The following is a 16096-nucleotide window of genomic DNA, read 5'->3' on the forward strand; positions in this document are numbered from 1 at the left end:
AGCGGCAGTAGCTGAACCGGAGCGCCTCGCCGATACCATCCCCTGTGAGGAAGGCTACTCCAAGGGCCAACGGGACACCTGAGGTTGAGCCGCAAGCCCGCTCGCCGAAATACTAAAAGCACAACCAACACGGCCCCACTAGTCCCGGCCGCACCTCGCCCGTACCTTTGCCCCGTGCAACAACTAGAAAACTCTCTCAAAACCGCCTTGCAGGCTGCCGCCACGGCAGTATTTGGCGTTGAAATACCCGCCGCCAGCCTCACGCTTCAGCCCACGCGCAAGGAGTTTGCCGGCAGCTTCACCCTGGTCACGTTTCCTCTCACCAAGGCGCTGGGCAAAGGCCCCGAGCAAATTGGGCAGGCGCTGGGCGAGTGGCTGAAAGCCAACGAGCCCCGCGTGAGCGGCTACAACGTGGTGAAGGGCTTCCTCAACCTGGAAATCGCCGACGCGGAATGGCTGCAGGTGTTCAACCAGTTGCGTGCGCAGCCCGCCGAGGCCCCCGTGCCCATGCCCGACGCTCCGCGCAATGTGGTGGTTGAGTATTCCTCGCCTAACACCAACAAGCCCCTGCACCTGGGCCACTTGCGCAACAACTTCCTGGGCTACTCAGTGGCCGAGATTCTGAAAGCCACCGGCGCCACCGTCACCAAAGCCAACCTGGTGAACGACCGCGGCATTCACATCTGCAAGTCGATGATTGCCTATCAGCGCTTCGGCCATGGCGAAACGCCGCAGAGCGCTGGCATGAAGGGCGACCACCTCGCCGGCAAATACTACGTGCTGTTTGAGAAGCACTACCGCGAAGAAATCAAGCAGCTCGAAGCCGAAGGCGTGGCTACTGACGTGGCCAAGAAAAGCGCCCCGCTCATGACCGAGGCCCAGCAGATGCTGCAAGCCTGGGAAGCTGGCGACGAGGACGTGGTGAGCCTCTGGCGCCAGATGAACGGCTGGGTGTACGAAGGCTTCGATGAAACCTACCGCACCATCGGCGTCGATTTCGACAAGTTTTACTACGAGTCGGGCACCTACCTGCTGGGCAAGGAGCGGGTAGAAGAAGGCCTGAAAAAAGGCGTGTTCTTTAAAAAAGAGAACGGCTCGGTGTGGGTCGACCTGCAGGCCGAGGGCCTCGACGAGAAGCTTCTGCTCCGCGCCGACGGCACCAGCGTCTACATTACCCAGGACCTGGGCACGGCCGAATTGAAGTATCAGGATTTCGGTTACGACTCCAGCATCTACGTCATCGCCGACGAGCAGAACTACCACATGCAGGTGCTGCAAGCGACATTGCGCAAGCTGGGCAAGCCCTACGCCGAGGCCATCCATCACCTCAGCTACGGCATGGTGGACCTGCCTTCGGGCAAAATGAAATCGCGCGAAGGCACCGTGGTCGACGCCGACGAACTGGTGCGCGACGTAATAGCTGCCGCCAAAGCCGCCACCCTCGAAAAAGGCAAGACCGAAGGCCTCTCTGATTCTGAATTGGAGGAGCTTTACCACATCCTGGGCCTAGGCGCGCTGAAATACTATCTGCTCAAAGTCGACCCCAAGAAGCGCATGCTCTTCAACCCCGAGGAGTCGGTGAGCCTGGAGGGGCACACGGGGCCGTTTATTCAGTACTCGCACGCCCGCATTGCTGCCATCCGGCGCAAAGCTGCAGAACTCGGCATCAGCGAAGACGCCGATTGGAGCAGCATCGCCAGCCTCGACGGCACCGAGCGTGAGCTGGTGCAGGAGCTGGCCCGCTACGCCACGGTAGTGGCCGACGCGGCGCGCAATTTGTCGCCTGCCGTGATTGCGCAGTACGCCTACGATTTGGCCAAAGCCTATAACCGCTTCTACGCTGAGGTTTCTATTTTCCAGGAAACGGATGTGGCCAAGCGCAGCTTGCGGGTGGCGCTGTCGGCGCGGGTAGGCGAGCAGATTAAGGTTTCGCTTGGTCTGCTGGGGATGCAGGTGCCCGAGCGCATGTAGTTGGTGTAGAGACGCGGCACTTGGCTACGCCGACCTTCGGTTCGCGTCTCTGGAACCGCGCCGTCTGAACCATTCAACGTCATCGTTCAACGACGAGACGCGAAGTGTCGCGTCTCTACACCGTTCTAAAATATGAAAAGTATTGCCGTTTACTGCGGTTCCAGTGCCGGAACCAACCCGCTCTATATAGCTCAAGCGCAAGCGCTGGGCGCGGCCATGGTCGCCAACGACCTCACGCTGGTGTACGGCGGCGGCCGGGTTGGTCTGATGGGCACCATTGCCGATGCAGTGCTGGCCCATGGCGGTAGGGTAGTGGGAGTAATTCCAGATTTCCTGGCCGATAAAGAACTGGCTCACCTAGGCTGCACCGAGCTGCACGTGGTGAAAAGCATGCACGAGCGCAAGCTGCTAATGGCTGACCGCGCCGACGCCTTCGTGGCCATGCCCGGCGGCTTCGGCACCCTCGAAGAACTGTTCGAAGTCCTGACCTGGGGCCAGCTTGGCCTGCACCGCAAGCCAGTAGCCGTACTGAACGTGGATGGCTACTACGACCACCTCCTGCTAGCCCTCGACCGCATGCGCGACGACCAGCTGCTGCGCTCCGAAAACCGCAACCAGCTACTGCAATCCGCCGACCCGGCCGACTTGCTGGTTCAGCTGGCTTCTTACCAGCCGGTGCAGCTTGAGAAGTGGCTCACCGTGCCCACTACATAATTAGCCGCGGCCCGAAACCCAGCAGGCGTGCCCCAGGTTACGCAGGCGTTAGGTAAGACTTGCCATCACTCTCATGAAAAAAATCATTCTTCTCACGCTGGTCGCCGCTGCCGCTACGGTGGTGTTTCTTGTAGCCAAGCCAGCCCAACCCCCTCTTATGAACACTTCTGCTGAAACTGCAACCGGCTCTGTTTACGATTTCACCGTGAAGTCTATCGATGGCAAAGACGTAAGCCTGAGCCAGTACAAAGGCAAAAAGCTGCTGATTGTGAACACGGCCTCGGAGTGCGGCTATACCCCGCAGTACAAAGACCTGGAAGAGCTCTACAAAAAGCACGGCGACAAAGTGACCGTGCTGGGCTTCCCGGCCAACAACTTCGGCGGCCAGGAGCCCGGTACCGAAGCCCAGATTTCCACCTTCTGCGAGAAGAACTATGGTGTCACCTTCCCCTTGTTCAGCAAGGTGTCGGTGAGTGGTGCCGACACGGCGCCCCTCTTCAAATTCCTGGCCGACAAGAAACAGAACGGTGCCGTAGACAGCGCCCCCAACTGGAATTTCTGCAAGTACCTGGTCGATGAAAACGGCCGTGTAGCGAAGTTTTACAAGTCTGATGTAAAGCCTCTTAACCCCGAGTTGATCGCGGATATCCTGAAGTAGTTTTCCCTGCTGTCGAAGTAGAAAGCACGTCATGCTGTGCGAAGCCAACGCATCGTTACCGCTTCGCCTGTTCCGTCTGTTATGCTGAAGGAAGCATCTTATCTGGTTCGAACCATTTGGTCAGCCAAGATGGGATGCTTCCTTCGTCAGCATGACGACCGATTGAGTAAAATCGTGCGGTAGAATTGCTTCGCTCCGCTCGGTATGACGTTCTTGTTGCACACCACTACAAACAAAATATGTCGCCCTGGATTTCTGCATTTCGTCCTCGCACGCTGCCACTGGCGCTGGCCAGCATTCTCACGGGCGGCTTTCTGGCGGCCGCGGCCGGGCAGTTCAATGGTTTGGTAGTGGCGCTGGCCGCGCTCACCACCATCCTGTTGCAAGTGCTCAGCAACCTCGCCAACGACTACGGCGACTCGCAAAACGGGGCCGACAGCGTGCATCGCCAAGGCCCGCAGCGCGCCGTGCAGAGCGGCGCCATATCGCCCGCCCAGATGAAGCGCGGTATGGTGATTTGCGGGGCGTTGTCACTGCTCAGCGGCCTTGCGCTGCTGTGGGTGGCGCTGGGCGCGGCGGGGCTGGGTCTGTTCCTGGGCTTTTTGGCCCTGGGGCTGGCTGCTATCTGGGCGGCCGTGAACTACACCGCTGGTTCTAAGCCGTATGGCTACGCGGGTTTGGGAGACATATCGGTGTTCATCTTCTTTGGCCTGGTGGGCGTGTGCGGCACTTATTTTCTACAGGCGCGCACGCTTCCTTTGGCAACCTTGCTGCCGGCTGCGGCGCTGGGTTGCTTCGCCACCGCAGTGCTCAATGTGAACAACATTCGCGACATCAACTCCGATGTGCTCGCGGGTAAAATCACGATTCCTGTACGGCTGGGGCCCGCGCATGCCCGGCGCTACCACTGGCTGCTGCTGGTGCTGGGAGTGGGCTGCGCCACGGTGTTTGTGGCTCTCACGTACCGCTCGCCCTGGCAGTGGCTATTTGCACTGGCCATCCCGCTTTTTGCTTTTAACGCCATTCAGGTGTGGCAGCGGCAGGAGTCCATGCAGATTGACCCACTGCTTAAGCAAATGGCACTCAGTACGCTGGTTTTTACGGTTTTATTTGGCGTGGGGCAGGTGTTAGGATAGCATTGGGTTGAGGTGTTTATTTTGGTGTGTGATGCGCGGAGCATTTGCTGATGAAATGGATTATGTGTAGCTTAACAGCAAAATTCACATACTTAAATTTATCAAGCGACAACTCTTTACACTCTATCACAATGGAAATCACCCAGGACTTATTACAGCCACAACAAAGTGAGCAGGAGCAGGCAGTTGACCAGTTGTTCCAATTAGCCGCGCAGCAAATGCAAGCCGGCAAGTCAGACGCCCAAATTCATTTCTATCTCGAAGAGCAAGGGGTGACCAAGGAGGTTGCTGAAACCGTAGTGAGCGAACTGCGGCCCGAATACCAGAAGGTGTACCGGGAAGCCGCTCGCAAAGACATGCTGCACGGCGGGCTTTGGCTGGGGGGCGGATTGCTCGTCACGGGTGTTACCTACTCCATGGCGTCAGAAGGAGGCTCATACTTCATGACTTGGGGTGCGATTATTTTTGGGGGTTTCCAGTTTATGAAGGGGCTGGTGCGCTCGATAAAAAAGTAAGCACCTTGTCCTTGACTAAACCAGCGTCAACAAAAAAGCCCCGTTTATGCAAACGGGGCTTTTTTGTTGACGCTGGTTATCTATTCAGCAGCAGGATTAGGCGCTGCTGGCGTAGCAACTTCGCTGCTGCCTTCTGGCTTGGGACCGCGCTTGCGGTTGCGGCCGCCGCGGCTCCGGCGGCGTTCGCCTTCAGTCCGTGGCTCCTGCGACTCACCTTCGGCCCGAGGCTCACGGGGCGGGCGAGGGGCACGGGCTTCCCCTTCCGGGCGTGGCTCCCGGGGCGGGCGGGGCTCACCTTCCGGGCGTGGAGCGCGGGGCTCACGTGGGGGGCGGCTTTGGCTGGCCCCGTCCTTCGGTTCACCCTCAGGGCGCGGGCGGCGCTCGGGGCGGGCTTCGCCTTCGGGCCGGGGCTCACGGGGCGGGCGCTGGTAAGGCACGGTGGGGGCCGTTCCGGCATCAAGCGCCGCGAGGGCGTTCTTGGCGTTGGCCATGCGCTCGATGTGCTTGGGGTCTTTGGGGTCGGGGGCGTCGCGGCGGGGCGGACGGGCTCCGTCGCGGTCGCGGCCACCATCGCGGCCTTTGCCACCTTCGCGGCGCGGGCCGCCTTCGCGAGAGCCGCCGCCGCTGCCACCGTGGCCGCCGCGGGCCGGACGGCCGCCAATCTTACCACCCAGGCCAGCAAAGCGCTTAGGGTCGAACTCTGGAGCTGGGCCCAGGCCCAGCTCTTCGGTGATGCTGCGCTTCTCGAGGTCGCGCTCGATGAGCTTTTCAATCTTCACCACCCGGTCCTGGTCCTGGTCGGAGATGAAGGTGATGGCGGTGCCTTTGGTAGCGGCTCTGGCGGTACGACCTATTCGGTGTACATAGTCCTCGGCAGCGCGGGGGATGTCGTAGTTCACCACGTGGCTCAGCGAGTCGATGTCGATGCCGCGGCTGAGGACGTCGGTGGCTACCAGGATGGGGAACTGCTTGTTTTTGAAGGCGCGCATGATTTCCTCGCGCTCTTCCTGGGTGCGGTCGGAGCTGATGCCCCGGGCCTCGTAACCCAGCTTATTGATGGCTTTTACAATGCCGCCCACCGCTGCCTTCTGGCTGGTGAAGAGCACCATGCTCTGCACTTCCTGGGTTTTGATGATGTGCTCGAGCACGTAGATTTTCTGGCGGTCGAAGGCCATGTAGAGCTGCTGGTCGATGCCGGCGGCGGGCTTGGACACGGCCAGGCGAATCTCCTCAGGGTTCTTGAGAATCTGCTGGGAGAAGTCGCGGATTTTGCTGGGCATGGTAGCCGAGAACAGCAGCGTCTGCCGCTCCTTGGGCAGCTGGCGTACAATGTTCAGGATGTCATCGCTGAAACCCATGTCCATCATCTTGTCGGCCTCGTCAAGCACCAGGTACTTGATTTGGTCGAACTTCACGTAGCCCATTTGCAGGTGGGCAATGAGGCGGCCGGGGGTGGCAATGATGATATCGGCACCGGAAGTGAGGGCGCGCTTTTGCTGCTCCCAGTTCTCCGACTTGCCACCGCCGTAAATGGCAATGCTGCTAGCTTCGACATAGTAGCCGAAGCCCATCACTTGCTCGTCAATCTGGGTGGCCAGCTCGCGGGTGGGCACCAGAATGAGGGTGGTGGTGTGGCCGTGCTTGGCGTGCGAAATCTTGTCGAGCAGCGGCAGGAGGTAAGCGGCGGTTTTGCCGGTGCCGGTTTGGGCGCAGGCAATGAGGTCTTTACCGTCGATGATTTTGGGGATGGCCTGCTCCTGAATGGGGGTGGCCTGCTGGTAGTTCATGGCATCTACGCCGGCCAACAGGTCGTCGTGAAGCTTAAATTCGTGAAACGTCAAGGTTCAGCTTGTTTGTAGTGAAATATTGGGCTGACCGTGATGCCGGGCCAGCGAACCGCTTGATTTGGAGTAAAGATACGATGGAACCCCAACCATAGTAAAACGGAGGCCGCACCAGGCAAGCTAGTGCGTAAGTCCAAAGAATCTCGTTCTTGCAACACGCCAAGACAATGCTTGGTTGCCCCGCGCCTCATGTCCCTCGACCGTTTTTCCACGCAGGCTGCCGACTATGCCCGCTACCGCATCGATTATCCTGCTGAGTTCTACGCCTGGCTGCTGCCCCAGGTGATAGGCCGGGAACGGGCCTGGGACTGCGCCACTGGCAACGGCCAGGTAGCTGTGGTGCTAGCCGACCATTTTGTTCGGGTCGATGCCACGGACCTCAGCGAAAAGCAGCTGGCGCAAGCCACTCCACGTGCCAACCTTCATTACCAAACCGCTCGCGCCGAGCAGACCCCTTTCCCCAACCAACGCTTCGACCTCATTACCGTGGCGCAGGCCGTGCACTGGTTCGACGCAACTGCTTACCACGCCGAGGTGCGCCGGGTGGCCCGCGCCGGGGCTTTGCTGGCCGAGTGGGGCTACGGCTTGGTGCAAGTCAGCCCAGAAATTGACCGGCTCATTCGGTATTTTCACGATGAAGTGATGGGGCAGTATTGGGACGTCAACCGCTGGCATATCGACGACGAGTACGCGCGCATTCCCTTCCCATTTGCCGAGGTGCAGCGAGCGCGTTTTTCGGTGCAGCGGCAGTGGTCGGCTGAGTGGTTCTTGCAGTACCTGCGCACGTGGTCGAGCGTAGTTAAGTACCAGCATGAAACAAGCGAAGATGCCGTTGAACTAATTGCTGCGGAGTTGACGCAGCGTTGGGGTCCCGGCGAGCGGAAGGTCGTGTTTCCAGTGTTTGCACGCAGTGGGAAACTGTAATAATCGGCGCGAAAGTCCGTTGACGCCGTACCATTCCCCAACCTTGATGACGCCTTTGTTTACCTGGATGCGGGCCGTGCTGTTGTTTTACCGCGGCATCGCGCCGTTTACGTTGGGTATTAGCGTCTTGCTGCTGGGCGTTGCGCTGTTGCCCCTGCTGCACGAGGGGCAGGCCATCGGCGTGCTGTTGCCCCGGCTGGTGCTGCTGAAGCTGCTGACCGGGCCGGTGGTCTGGTATTTGACCGAACGGACGCGCCCGCATCAGTACTGGTTCTACTATAATTATTTGGGTATGGGTCGCCGCCGTTTATGGGCTGGCGTGGGCGTGCTGGATACGTTGGTCTTCCTAGCCCTGGCGCGAGCCGTAACGGTTCTATATTCCTAAGAAGCTGTTTAAGTTAATTCTGATGGCGCGGGGCGGTGCCCCGTGACGGGCTACTAGCAGGCCTCTGGTCTGTGGTCGTTGAATAAGACCTCCTGACACCCCCCAACTTGCGCGGGCCAGAGGCCCGCTAGTGAGCGGCGCGGGGCACAGCCCCGCGCCATCAGAGCCATCAAAATTAAATCAAACAACCTCTAAGATGCTGCAGAAACTAGCCGGTCCCAAAGCGACTCACGTGCTGGAGGCCGATGGCATTCGTTTATCGTTCGGCTCGCGCGAAGTTCTGACCGACATTTACCTTCGAGTGCAAACCGGGCAAATTGTGGGGCTATTGGGGCGCAACGGCTGTGGCAAGTCGTCGCTGCTGCAAACGGTTTTTGGCGCTCGCACCGTGGCCGATGCCTCGGTGCGGGTCGACGGCAAACGCACGGTTCCGGCTTTTCGAATCCCGGGCCTGCTCAACTACCTTCCGCAGGTGCCCATGCTGCCGGCAAACTTGTCTTTGCGGAAATCTGCCCGGCTCTTGCGGGTCGACCTCGCCCAGGCCACAGCCAACTTTCCTGAGTTACGAACCCACTTCGACGCCTGTCCCAGCGAGTTATCGGGCGGCACGGCCCGGCTGCTGCAAGTGCTGTTGATGCTGCATGCCCGCACTGCGTTCTCGCTGTTCGACGAGCCATTTACCGGCATCATGCCCGTGCATCTCGAAACCCTGGCCGTAGAGATGCAGCAAGCCAAGCAGCGCAAAGGCCTGCTGCTGAGTGACCCTCGCTACGAGGAAGTGCTTTCCCTGTGCGATGTGGTTTATTTGCTGCACCAAGGCCGGTTGCTAAAATTAGGCCCTAACCCGCGGGCTCAGCTGCGCGACTACGGGTATCTGGCGTCCTAAAGTAGTTCTCAGCAGTAGCGCGACCGTGCCCGGCAGGGACTCTGTAGTTCGCGTGCCTGAACGACACCCGAACAACTTGCAAGTGGCGCGGGGTTGCGAACTGCAAAGTCCCTACCGGGCACGGTTGCCCAACTAGCCGGGCAACTGCGATAAGTCAAATAGCATGAAACGAGTAGTAATCGCCTTTGCAGCTATTCTCAACTTACAGTAATGTCTTCTCCTTTACCCTTCGCCCACCTCCGCATCATTGAACTCGCCTCCGTGCTGGCCGGGCCACAGGTTGGGCAATTCTTCGCGGAGCTTGGAGCAGAGGTGCTGAAGATAGAAAGCCCTGCCGGCGACGTCACCCGCACCTGGAAAACCACCGCCGAAACTGCTGCGCCGGAAGCAGCTAAAGAAGCTTCAGTTTCAGCCTACTTCGCGGCCTCCAACTGGGGCAAACAGTCGCTGGTACTGGACCTGACTACTGCCGCTGGCCAAGCCAAACTTCAAGCTCTGGCTGCCGATGCAGACATTGTGCTGGCCAGCTACAAGCCCGGCGATGCCGAGAAGCTCAAAGCCGACTACGCTAGCTTAACAGCCAATAACCCGCGCCTCATTTACGGCCACCTCACCGGTTATGGCCCCGATAACGCCCGCGCTGGGTATGATGCCGTGCTTCAGGCAGAGGCCGGTTTCATGTACCTCAACGCCGCCGGCCCCGGGCAGCCAGCCCAGAAGATGCCGGTGGCCATGGTGGATTTGCTGGCGGCGCATCAGCTGAAAGAAGGACTGCTCACGGCCTTGTTTCAGCGGGAACGAACCGGCATTGGCGCATTGGTGCACGTGAGCTTGCTAGACAGCGCGCTGGCGGCCCTCGCCAACCAGGCCGCCACCTTCCTCGTGACGGGGCACGACCCCAGGCCCATGGGTTCCGGCCACCCCAGTATCGTTCCCTATGGCACGGTGTATGGCTCGGCCAACGGCCGCCAGCTCGTGTTGGCCGTGGGGTCCGATGGGCAGTTCCGTCAGCTTTGTGTTGCTCTGCACCAAGCGCAGTGGGCAACGGATAACCGCTTCGCTACCAACGCCACCCGGGTAGCGCACCGCGCCGAACTGGAACGCCTGCTTACCGACTGCATTGCTGCCACAAACGGCGACGAGCTGCTGGCCGAGCTTGAGCGGCGAGCCGTGCCGGCCGGTGCCGTGCGCACGGTAGGAGAGGCCCTGGCCCATCCATCGGCCGCGGCCATGCTACTGCCCGGGGCTGCGGGCGTGAGGGCGGGCCTGCGCACGGTAGCATTCCATAGCTCGGGGTGGGAGGTAGCCACTGAGCTAAGTGCCCCGTCCACACTGAGTAAGCTGCCCCACAAGTAAAACTAAGCCATTGCCCGGTGATGGTTTTTGCAACTAAGGCCCTGCTTTTTATCGTACCTCCTGGTGCAAAACAACCAAACCGAACGGTATTTCCTGTTCTGCTTACCTTCGCTGTATCCCTTCGCGCGTCTGTTGTTCGGGACGCTGCACCATCTCCATCGCATGGCCAAATCAACCACCAATCCCAACGCCGAGCCCGAGCTGTTTACCTCTGCCGAAGTGGCTGGCAGCGGAGCTTCCAACCTAGTAGAAGCCCCGGCCCCGGCCAACAAGCCATCTAAAGCACGCAAGTCAAAGAAGGGTGCTGAGCCCGGCGTAGTCCTCGATGAAGGCCACACCGGCGCCACGGCCACCGACAACCTCCCCACCGCCGAAGCTGGCTCGCCCACCGCGGCCCCTGCCGACCGCCTCGACCAGATATTCGAGGGCCTCAAGCAGAAATCAACCGCCAAGCAAGCCATTTTTCGCAACACGCAAGCGGCCTTCGACTGCCTGCGCCTCGTGACGCAGGAACTGGTGGTAGAGCTGGCTCGCAAGCTCACCTCCCTCGATGCGAGCGTGGTGATTGAGTACCGTCCCATCAACGAGATGGAGTATCACATCAAGTTTTCGGGCGACTTGCTGGTGTTCGTCATGCACTCCAACGTGGTGACCTTCGCCGACGATTACGGCCCCATGAGCAGCACCTACGTGAACGAAGATTTTCGGCGTCGTTTCTTCGGCCACATCATGGCCTATAACTTCATGGCCGACAGCATTAAGTATCAGCGTCTCAACGACCCCGGTTACCTGGTCGGTCGCCTGCTCGTCAACATCGACAACCACTACTACCTCGAAGGCGTGCAGCAGCTCGAACTGCCCAACAACGACATGTCGGACAACAAAATCACTACCGACGCCATGCGCCTGTTCGTGGAAAGCGCCATGATTGCCGCCGTGAATAACGACCTGATTGCGCCGCCGCTGCCCGAGATTCAACGCATCAGCGTGAAGCAGAAACTGGAAAACCAGCAGGTGAGCCGCGGAAGTAAAGTCGGTTTCAGCTTCTCGGCGCAGCAAGCCATCTGAACCGCGGATTTATCGGATTCAACGGATTAGGCGGATTTCGAGGACGATTACGATTAGTCAAAAATTCGTTTGTGATTTGACTGCCGGTTAACAGAAAAAGGCCACTCATCTGAGTGGCCTTCTTTGTTTTTGCAATCGTCCTCGAAATCCGACCAATCCGTTGAATCCGATAAATCCGTGGTTCAGAAACCATAGCCTACCTTTTGCCGCACTTTGGCCAGTACGCCCGCGCCGTATTCCTGGGCACGCCGGGCCCCAATCGCCAACTGGGCGTCCAGTTCGGGTAGGTTGTTCATGAAGAAGGTGAACTGCTCACGCTCTGTGGCGAAGCGGCGCAAAATCAGCTCGTACAGCTCCTTTTTGGCGTGGCCGTAGCCGTAGCCGCCGGCCTCGTAGTTAGCGCGTAGGGTGGCCGTTTCCTCGGTGGTAGCCAGCAAGGAATAGAGCTTGAAGGTGGTATCGGTGTCGGGGTTTTTGGGGACTTCCAGCGGCGTGCTGTCCGATACGATGCTCTTGACGGTTTTCAGGAGCTCTTTTTCCGGCGCAAATACGTCGATGATGTTGCCGTAGCTCTTGCTCATCTTCTGGCCGTCGAGGCCGGGGATGGTCATGAGCTGGGCATCGACGCGGGCCTGGGGCAGCACCAGCGTCTCGCCGTAGCGTGCGTTGAAGGCGGCGGCAATGTCGCGAGCTATTTCCAGGTGCTGAATCTGGTCTTTGCCCACGGGCACGATTTCGGCATCGTAGAGCAGAATGTCGGCGGCCATGAGCACCGGATAAGTGAAGAGGCCCGCATTCACGTCCGACAGCCGGTCCGACTTGTCTTTGAACGAGTGGGCGTTGGCCAGCATCGGGAAAGGCGTGAAGCAGCTCAGGTACCAGGTCAGCTCGGTTACCTGCGGCACGTCGGACTGCCGGTAGAACAGGTTTTTCTCGGTATCGAAACCGCAGGCCAGCCACGCGGCGGCCACGGCGTAGGTGTTGGCCCGCAACAGTTCTGGGTCGCGCACGGTGGTAAGCGAGTGCAGGTCAGCAATGAAATACAGGGAGTCGTTGGCCGGGCTTTTCGACAGCTCGATGGCCGGGAGGATGGCGCCAAGCAGGTTGCCCAAATGGGGGCGGCCAGTGCTTTGAATGCCAGTAAGAATGCGGGACATAAAAAAAGAAATTGGATTTACCGGCTAGGCGCTGGCGGCAAAGGAAATGGCAAGTTGTTGTTGAGCGCGTAAACGGCGCCACGCAGTGATTGGAGATTGATAGCTTCCGTTTTCAGTAAATGAGTAAGGTCGGCTCTGCTACTGAAAAAAGGTAGCGCCGCCTGCTGAAAGTGGATGCCATCAGACCGGTTAGGCCAACACTATCAGGAGGGCAAAAAGGCGCATGGAGTGAAGGTAAAACGCTACACGCTCACATCCGCCACGGCCTCCTGCTGAAGCTCGGCACTTTCTTCCTGGCCCAAATATTTGTCGATGAGATAATGGGCTAGGTAGATAACTGGCGTCAACAGAATAGCCATCGCAAATTTGTACCAGTAGTTGGTGTTGGCCACGCTCAGTACCTGTTCCATCGACCAGTTGCCGAATAGGTAAAAGGCGACATACAGCACCACGAAGGAATCGACCAGCTGAGAAATCAGCGTAGAACCCGTGGCGCGCAGCCACACAAAGCGCCCGCCCGTGGCTTTGCGAATGGCGGCAAACACCGAAGCATCGAGCACCTGGCCAATGCCAAACGCCACGATGGAGCCGGTGATTATGCCCAGTCCCTGCCGGAAAATACTGTCGTAGGCGTATTCGATGTCAAAGGGCCTTCCAAGGTCATCGGTCTTGTTCACCGCAAGCCAGAAATCGGCGGGCGGCAGCGTCGTGGTTAGGAAAATGATGCCGAAGGCAAACAGGATAAGCGCCACCGTGAGGTAGCTTATCCGCAACACGCCCGCTTTGCCAAAATATTCGTTGATGATGTCGGTAGTTACAAAAACCACTGGCCAGATAAGTACGCCCGCCGTGAGGTTGCCGGGCAGCCCCATGAGCTTGTCGGCCGAGAAAATCTTAACCCCGATAATTTCTGCCAGCAGCGCATTCACGATGAAGATGCCGCTGAGAACCAGGTAGAGCTGCTGTTTTTTGTGAGCGTAGGTGGGCATGCAGAAACTCCGGCTGTAGAGAAGAAAGAGTCGTTGGTGTGGTAAGACAGCTCGGCCGAAAATTGTTGTTGCCAAGTCCCAACAACGCGCGAGCTAAAAGCAGTCTACAAACTTACAACCAGCCCCTCGGTGGCCAGCGCAGTAGCCGGAAACACCTCGTGGGCTTCGTGCAGCAGCGGCTCCAGGGCCTTGTAGCGCCCCGAGAAGTGGCCCAGCAACAGGTGTTTGACCTCCGCATCGTGGGCGAGCTGAGCAGCCTGGCGGGCGGTGCTGTGGTGGGTTTGGGCGGCGCGCTCCTTGAGGTCTTCCAGGAAGGTGGCTTCGTGGTAGAGCAGGTCGGCCCCGCGAATGAGGTCGGCCAAGGCAGGGGTGTAGAGCGTGTCGGAGAAGAAGGCGTAGCGGCGCGGCACTGGCGGCAGGCCAGCTACATCGGCGTGGCGGAGGCCGGCCTGTTCGCTGTCGGCGGGCAGGTCTTCGCCGTGAGCCAGGCGGGCGAGCTGGTCGGGGCGCAGGCCGGCGGGCAATTTGTCTTTGAGGAGGTTGGCGCGGCGGGGCTTTTCGGCAAAGAGGTAGCCGGCGCAGGGAATGCGGTGGCGCATGGGCAGCGACGACACTGTAATCAGCTCGTCTTCATACACCACGGCGTGGGCTTCGGTGTCGACCACCGTAAAATCCATGGCAAACCCCAACTGCATATTCGAAACCCGAGTCTGGGTGCACAGCACCTCATCGAGCCCAGCAGGCCCCAGAATGTGCAGCGGCTGGGTGCGGCCCTGCAGGTGCATGGTGCCCAGCAGGCCAAACAGCCCAAAGTAGTGGTCGCCGTGCAGGTGCGAGATGAAGATGGCCCGCAGGTGGTGCGGCCGCACGCGGTGCTCCAGCATTCGCCACTGAGTGCCTTCGCCGCAATCAATTAAATAGTTGCTGGCACCCACCGTGAGCACTTGCGCCGTGGGGTGGCGGGAAAGCACCGGAGTGGCCGAGGCCGAGCCCAAAATCTTCAACTCAAAAGTCACAAGGAGCTTTAGCTATTAGCTGCTGGCTGTTAGCTTTTGTTGGTGGGAAAAGTGATGCGTTGCAAGGCCAACGATAAAATGAAATTGGCTGCTAGCCGTAGCTCTCCCGAAAGAAGGCTAACAGCTAACAGCCAAGTGGCGCATCAAGGCACCCGCTAGAAGCTAAAAAAAGCTATTCTTTGTCCGTCAGGTCGCGCTCAATGGCGTGCAAAAATACCCGGTCGATGCCTTCTTCCACCGTAGGTAAAATGTGGAGTACCGACTCCAGCTTGCTGATGGTGATGAGCTTGAGCACGTGGTCTTGCAGGCCAGTCAGAACCAGCAGGCCACCCGTCGAGTTGCACAGGCGGTTGGCAATAAGAATGGAGCTGAGGCCCGACGAATCCGTGTATTTCACGTTAGTAAGGTCGAGAATCAGGTTGTTAATGCCTTCAGCGTTAAGCTTCACAAATTCCGATTTGAGGTCGGGCGCAACGGTGGTGTCGAGCTTCTTTTCCTCAATGGTGATTATCGTGTAGCTTTCTTTTTTATCAATCGTGTACTTCATACAGCGTAGGCAAGGAGGGTAAGAGAACGGCGAAGGTAAAGAAAAAACCCAAAAACTTAGGCGAAGTTGGCTAATGTTTTGCGGCGGTCCTTCGTGTAACCGCGCTAGGTCCGGCAAAGGTTAAGGATGCCCAGGTCGACTGCCAATCGGCGCGGTCGCGCAGCTTGGGCGGGGCCTCGGTCATGCTCACCGTTGCCAGCAAGTACGGGCCGGGCCCTGACAGACGTAACAACACACGCCCGTTTTGGTTAGAACGCACCGTAAAATGTGTGGTAGGCAGGCCACCGGCCTGGCGCTGCCATATCTGGACCGCGGCTCCGGGCACGGGCTTGCCAGCGCGCAACACCCTCACAGTCAGCGCCTTGTTGGCGGCGAGACGGTAGGGGTTCTGCTCCGGCACCAGCTCCAGCGGTAGGCCATAAATGCGTCGGCAGGCACTATCGGTGGCCATGGGCGCGGTGGCGGCATCGCCTACTTGCACCAAGGCTTTGGCACAACGGCGGTAGGTTTCGCGCCCCTGTAGGGCCTGCTGGTCACGCTCTTGGCGCAGTTTCAGGGCATAGTCGAGGCCTTCTTCGCGGAGGTAGGCCGTGAACTCCGCGGCGGGCATTTCGATAAAAGAATTTGTGGAGCGCAGCAACACCAAATGGGTGCCCGGCTCGGCAAAGGCGAAAGTGGTGCGAAACGTATCAGCGGGCGCGAAGCCGGGTGCGGGGGTGAGGGCAGTGGAGTCGGTCGGGGTGGGGCCGTAGCGAACCAAGCGCATCACCTTCTCGGCCTTGTTGGTCCACGGTTCGCCCTTAAAATCTTCACCAACCAGGGGCCGGATGCTTATCGTTTGGCCGGGCTGCAGGCGGAAGCGCGGTGCTTCGAGCCAGCACTCGTGGGCAAATGCCGTAGTAAAAAGCATGCAGCCTGCTGCTGAAACCA

16 protein-coding genes are annotated in these 16096 nt (G+C 59.2%); 10 read left to right on the forward strand and 6 right to left on the reverse strand.

The genetic code is table 11. The features are described 5' to 3' along the window. Positions 1-174 precede the first annotated feature (174 nt). The 5 genes from argS (at position 175) to BMZ66_RS00115 (ending at position 4994) form a co-directional block, all read left to right on the forward strand. Positions 175-1971: an arginine--tRNA ligase gene (gene argS, locus BMZ66_RS00095; protein ID WP_092667978.1), complete on the forward strand. Its 1797-nt coding sequence runs from the start codon at positions 175-177 to the stop codon at positions 1969-1971. Positions 1972-2103: 132 nt separating this feature from the next. Next, entirely contained in the window at positions 2104-2685 is a 582-nt protein-coding gene (locus tag BMZ66_RS00100) for an LOG family protein (protein WP_092667979.1), read from the forward strand. A gap of 73 nt (positions 2686-2758) precedes the next feature. Next, positions 2759-3343 (forward strand): glutathione peroxidase, encoded by a 585-nt coding sequence (locus BMZ66_RS00105; RefSeq protein WP_092667980.1) that lies wholly within the window; start codon positions 2759-2761, stop codon positions 3341-3343. Positions 3344-3582: 239 nt separating this feature from the next. Next, positions 3583-4479, forward strand: coding sequence for a 1,4-dihydroxy-2-naphthoate polyprenyltransferase (locus BMZ66_RS00110; protein WP_092667981.1), 897 nt, complete (start codon positions 3583-3585; stop codon positions 4477-4479). A 131-nt stretch (positions 4480-4610) separates the two neighbouring features. Continuing rightward, on the forward strand, positions 4611-4994 hold the full coding sequence (locus tag BMZ66_RS00115) for a hypothetical protein (protein WP_143079985.1): 384 nt from the start codon (positions 4611-4613) through the stop codon (positions 4992-4994). Positions 4995-5074: 80 nt separating this feature from the next. Here BMZ66_RS00115 and BMZ66_RS00120 read toward each other — a convergent pair whose 3' ends face one another. Further along, the gene (locus BMZ66_RS00120; protein WP_177204613.1) at positions 5075-6781 is read right to left on the reverse strand and encodes a DEAD/DEAH box helicase; all 1707 of its coding nucleotides are present in this window, start codon (positions 6779-6781) and stop codon (positions 5075-5077) included. 246 nt (positions 6782-7027) lie between these two features. Between BMZ66_RS00120 and BMZ66_RS00125 the strand changes: the two genes are divergently transcribed. The 5 genes from BMZ66_RS00125 (at position 7028) to BMZ66_RS25915 (ending at position 11457) form a co-directional block, all read left to right on the forward strand. Next, entirely contained in the window at positions 7028-7762 is a 735-nt protein-coding gene (locus BMZ66_RS00125) for a class I SAM-dependent methyltransferase (protein ID WP_092667984.1), read from the forward strand. A gap of 46 nt (positions 7763-7808) precedes the next feature. Next, the gene (locus BMZ66_RS00130) at positions 7809-8147 is read left to right on the forward strand and encodes a hypothetical protein (RefSeq protein WP_143079986.1); all 339 of its coding nucleotides are present in this window, start codon (positions 7809-7811) and stop codon (positions 8145-8147) included. Between the two features lie 196 nt (positions 8148-8343). Next, on the forward strand, positions 8344-9033 hold the full coding sequence (locus BMZ66_RS00135; RefSeq protein WP_092667986.1) for an ATP-binding cassette domain-containing protein: 690 nt from the start codon (positions 8344-8346) through the stop codon (positions 9031-9033). A gap of 210 nt (positions 9034-9243) precedes the next feature. Further along, on the forward strand, positions 9244-10389 hold the full coding sequence (locus BMZ66_RS00140) for a CaiB/BaiF CoA transferase family protein (protein WP_092667987.1): 1146 nt from the start codon (positions 9244-9246) through the stop codon (positions 10387-10389). Positions 10390-10452: 63 nt separating this feature from the next. Next, positions 10453-11457 carry a hypothetical protein gene (locus BMZ66_RS25915; RefSeq protein ID WP_234794922.1) on the forward strand — a complete coding sequence of 335 codons (1005 nt, stop codon included), beginning with the start codon at positions 10453-10455 and terminating at the stop codon, positions 11455-11457. Positions 11458-11639: 182 nt separating this feature from the next. Here BMZ66_RS25915 and trpS read toward each other — a convergent pair whose 3' ends face one another. The 5 genes from trpS to BMZ66_RS00170 form a co-directional block, all read right to left on the reverse strand. Then, positions 11640-12614, reverse strand: a complete 975-nt coding sequence (trpS, locus tag BMZ66_RS00150) for a tryptophan--tRNA ligase (RefSeq protein ID WP_092667988.1) — start codon at positions 12612-12614, stop codon at positions 11640-11642. 242 nt (positions 12615-12856) lie between these two features. Next, positions 12857-13603 carry a queuosine precursor transporter gene (locus tag BMZ66_RS00155; protein WP_092667989.1) on the reverse strand — a complete coding sequence of 249 codons (747 nt, stop codon included), beginning with the start codon at positions 13601-13603 and terminating at the stop codon, positions 12857-12859. A 104-nt stretch (positions 13604-13707) separates the two neighbouring features. Continuing rightward, positions 13708-14619: a ribonuclease Z gene (locus BMZ66_RS00160; RefSeq protein ID WP_092667990.1), complete on the reverse strand. Its 912-nt coding sequence runs from the start codon at positions 14617-14619 to the stop codon at positions 13708-13710. A 172-nt stretch (positions 14620-14791) separates the two neighbouring features. After that, on the reverse strand, positions 14792-15166 hold the full coding sequence (locus tag BMZ66_RS00165) for an STAS domain-containing protein (protein ID WP_046246220.1): 375 nt from the start codon (positions 15164-15166) through the stop codon (positions 14792-14794). Between the two features lie 70 nt (positions 15167-15236). Further along, the gene (locus BMZ66_RS00170) at positions 15237-16076 is read right to left on the reverse strand and encodes a DUF4198 domain-containing protein (protein ID WP_214606933.1); all 840 of its coding nucleotides are present in this window, start codon (positions 16074-16076) and stop codon (positions 15237-15239) included. Positions 16077-16096 lie beyond the last annotated feature (20 nt).

The sequence above is a fragment of the Hymenobacter arizonensis genome (assembly GCF_900115775.1).
Classification (GTDB): Bacteria; Bacteroidota; Bacteroidia; order Cytophagales; family Hymenobacteraceae; genus Hymenobacter; species Hymenobacter arizonensis.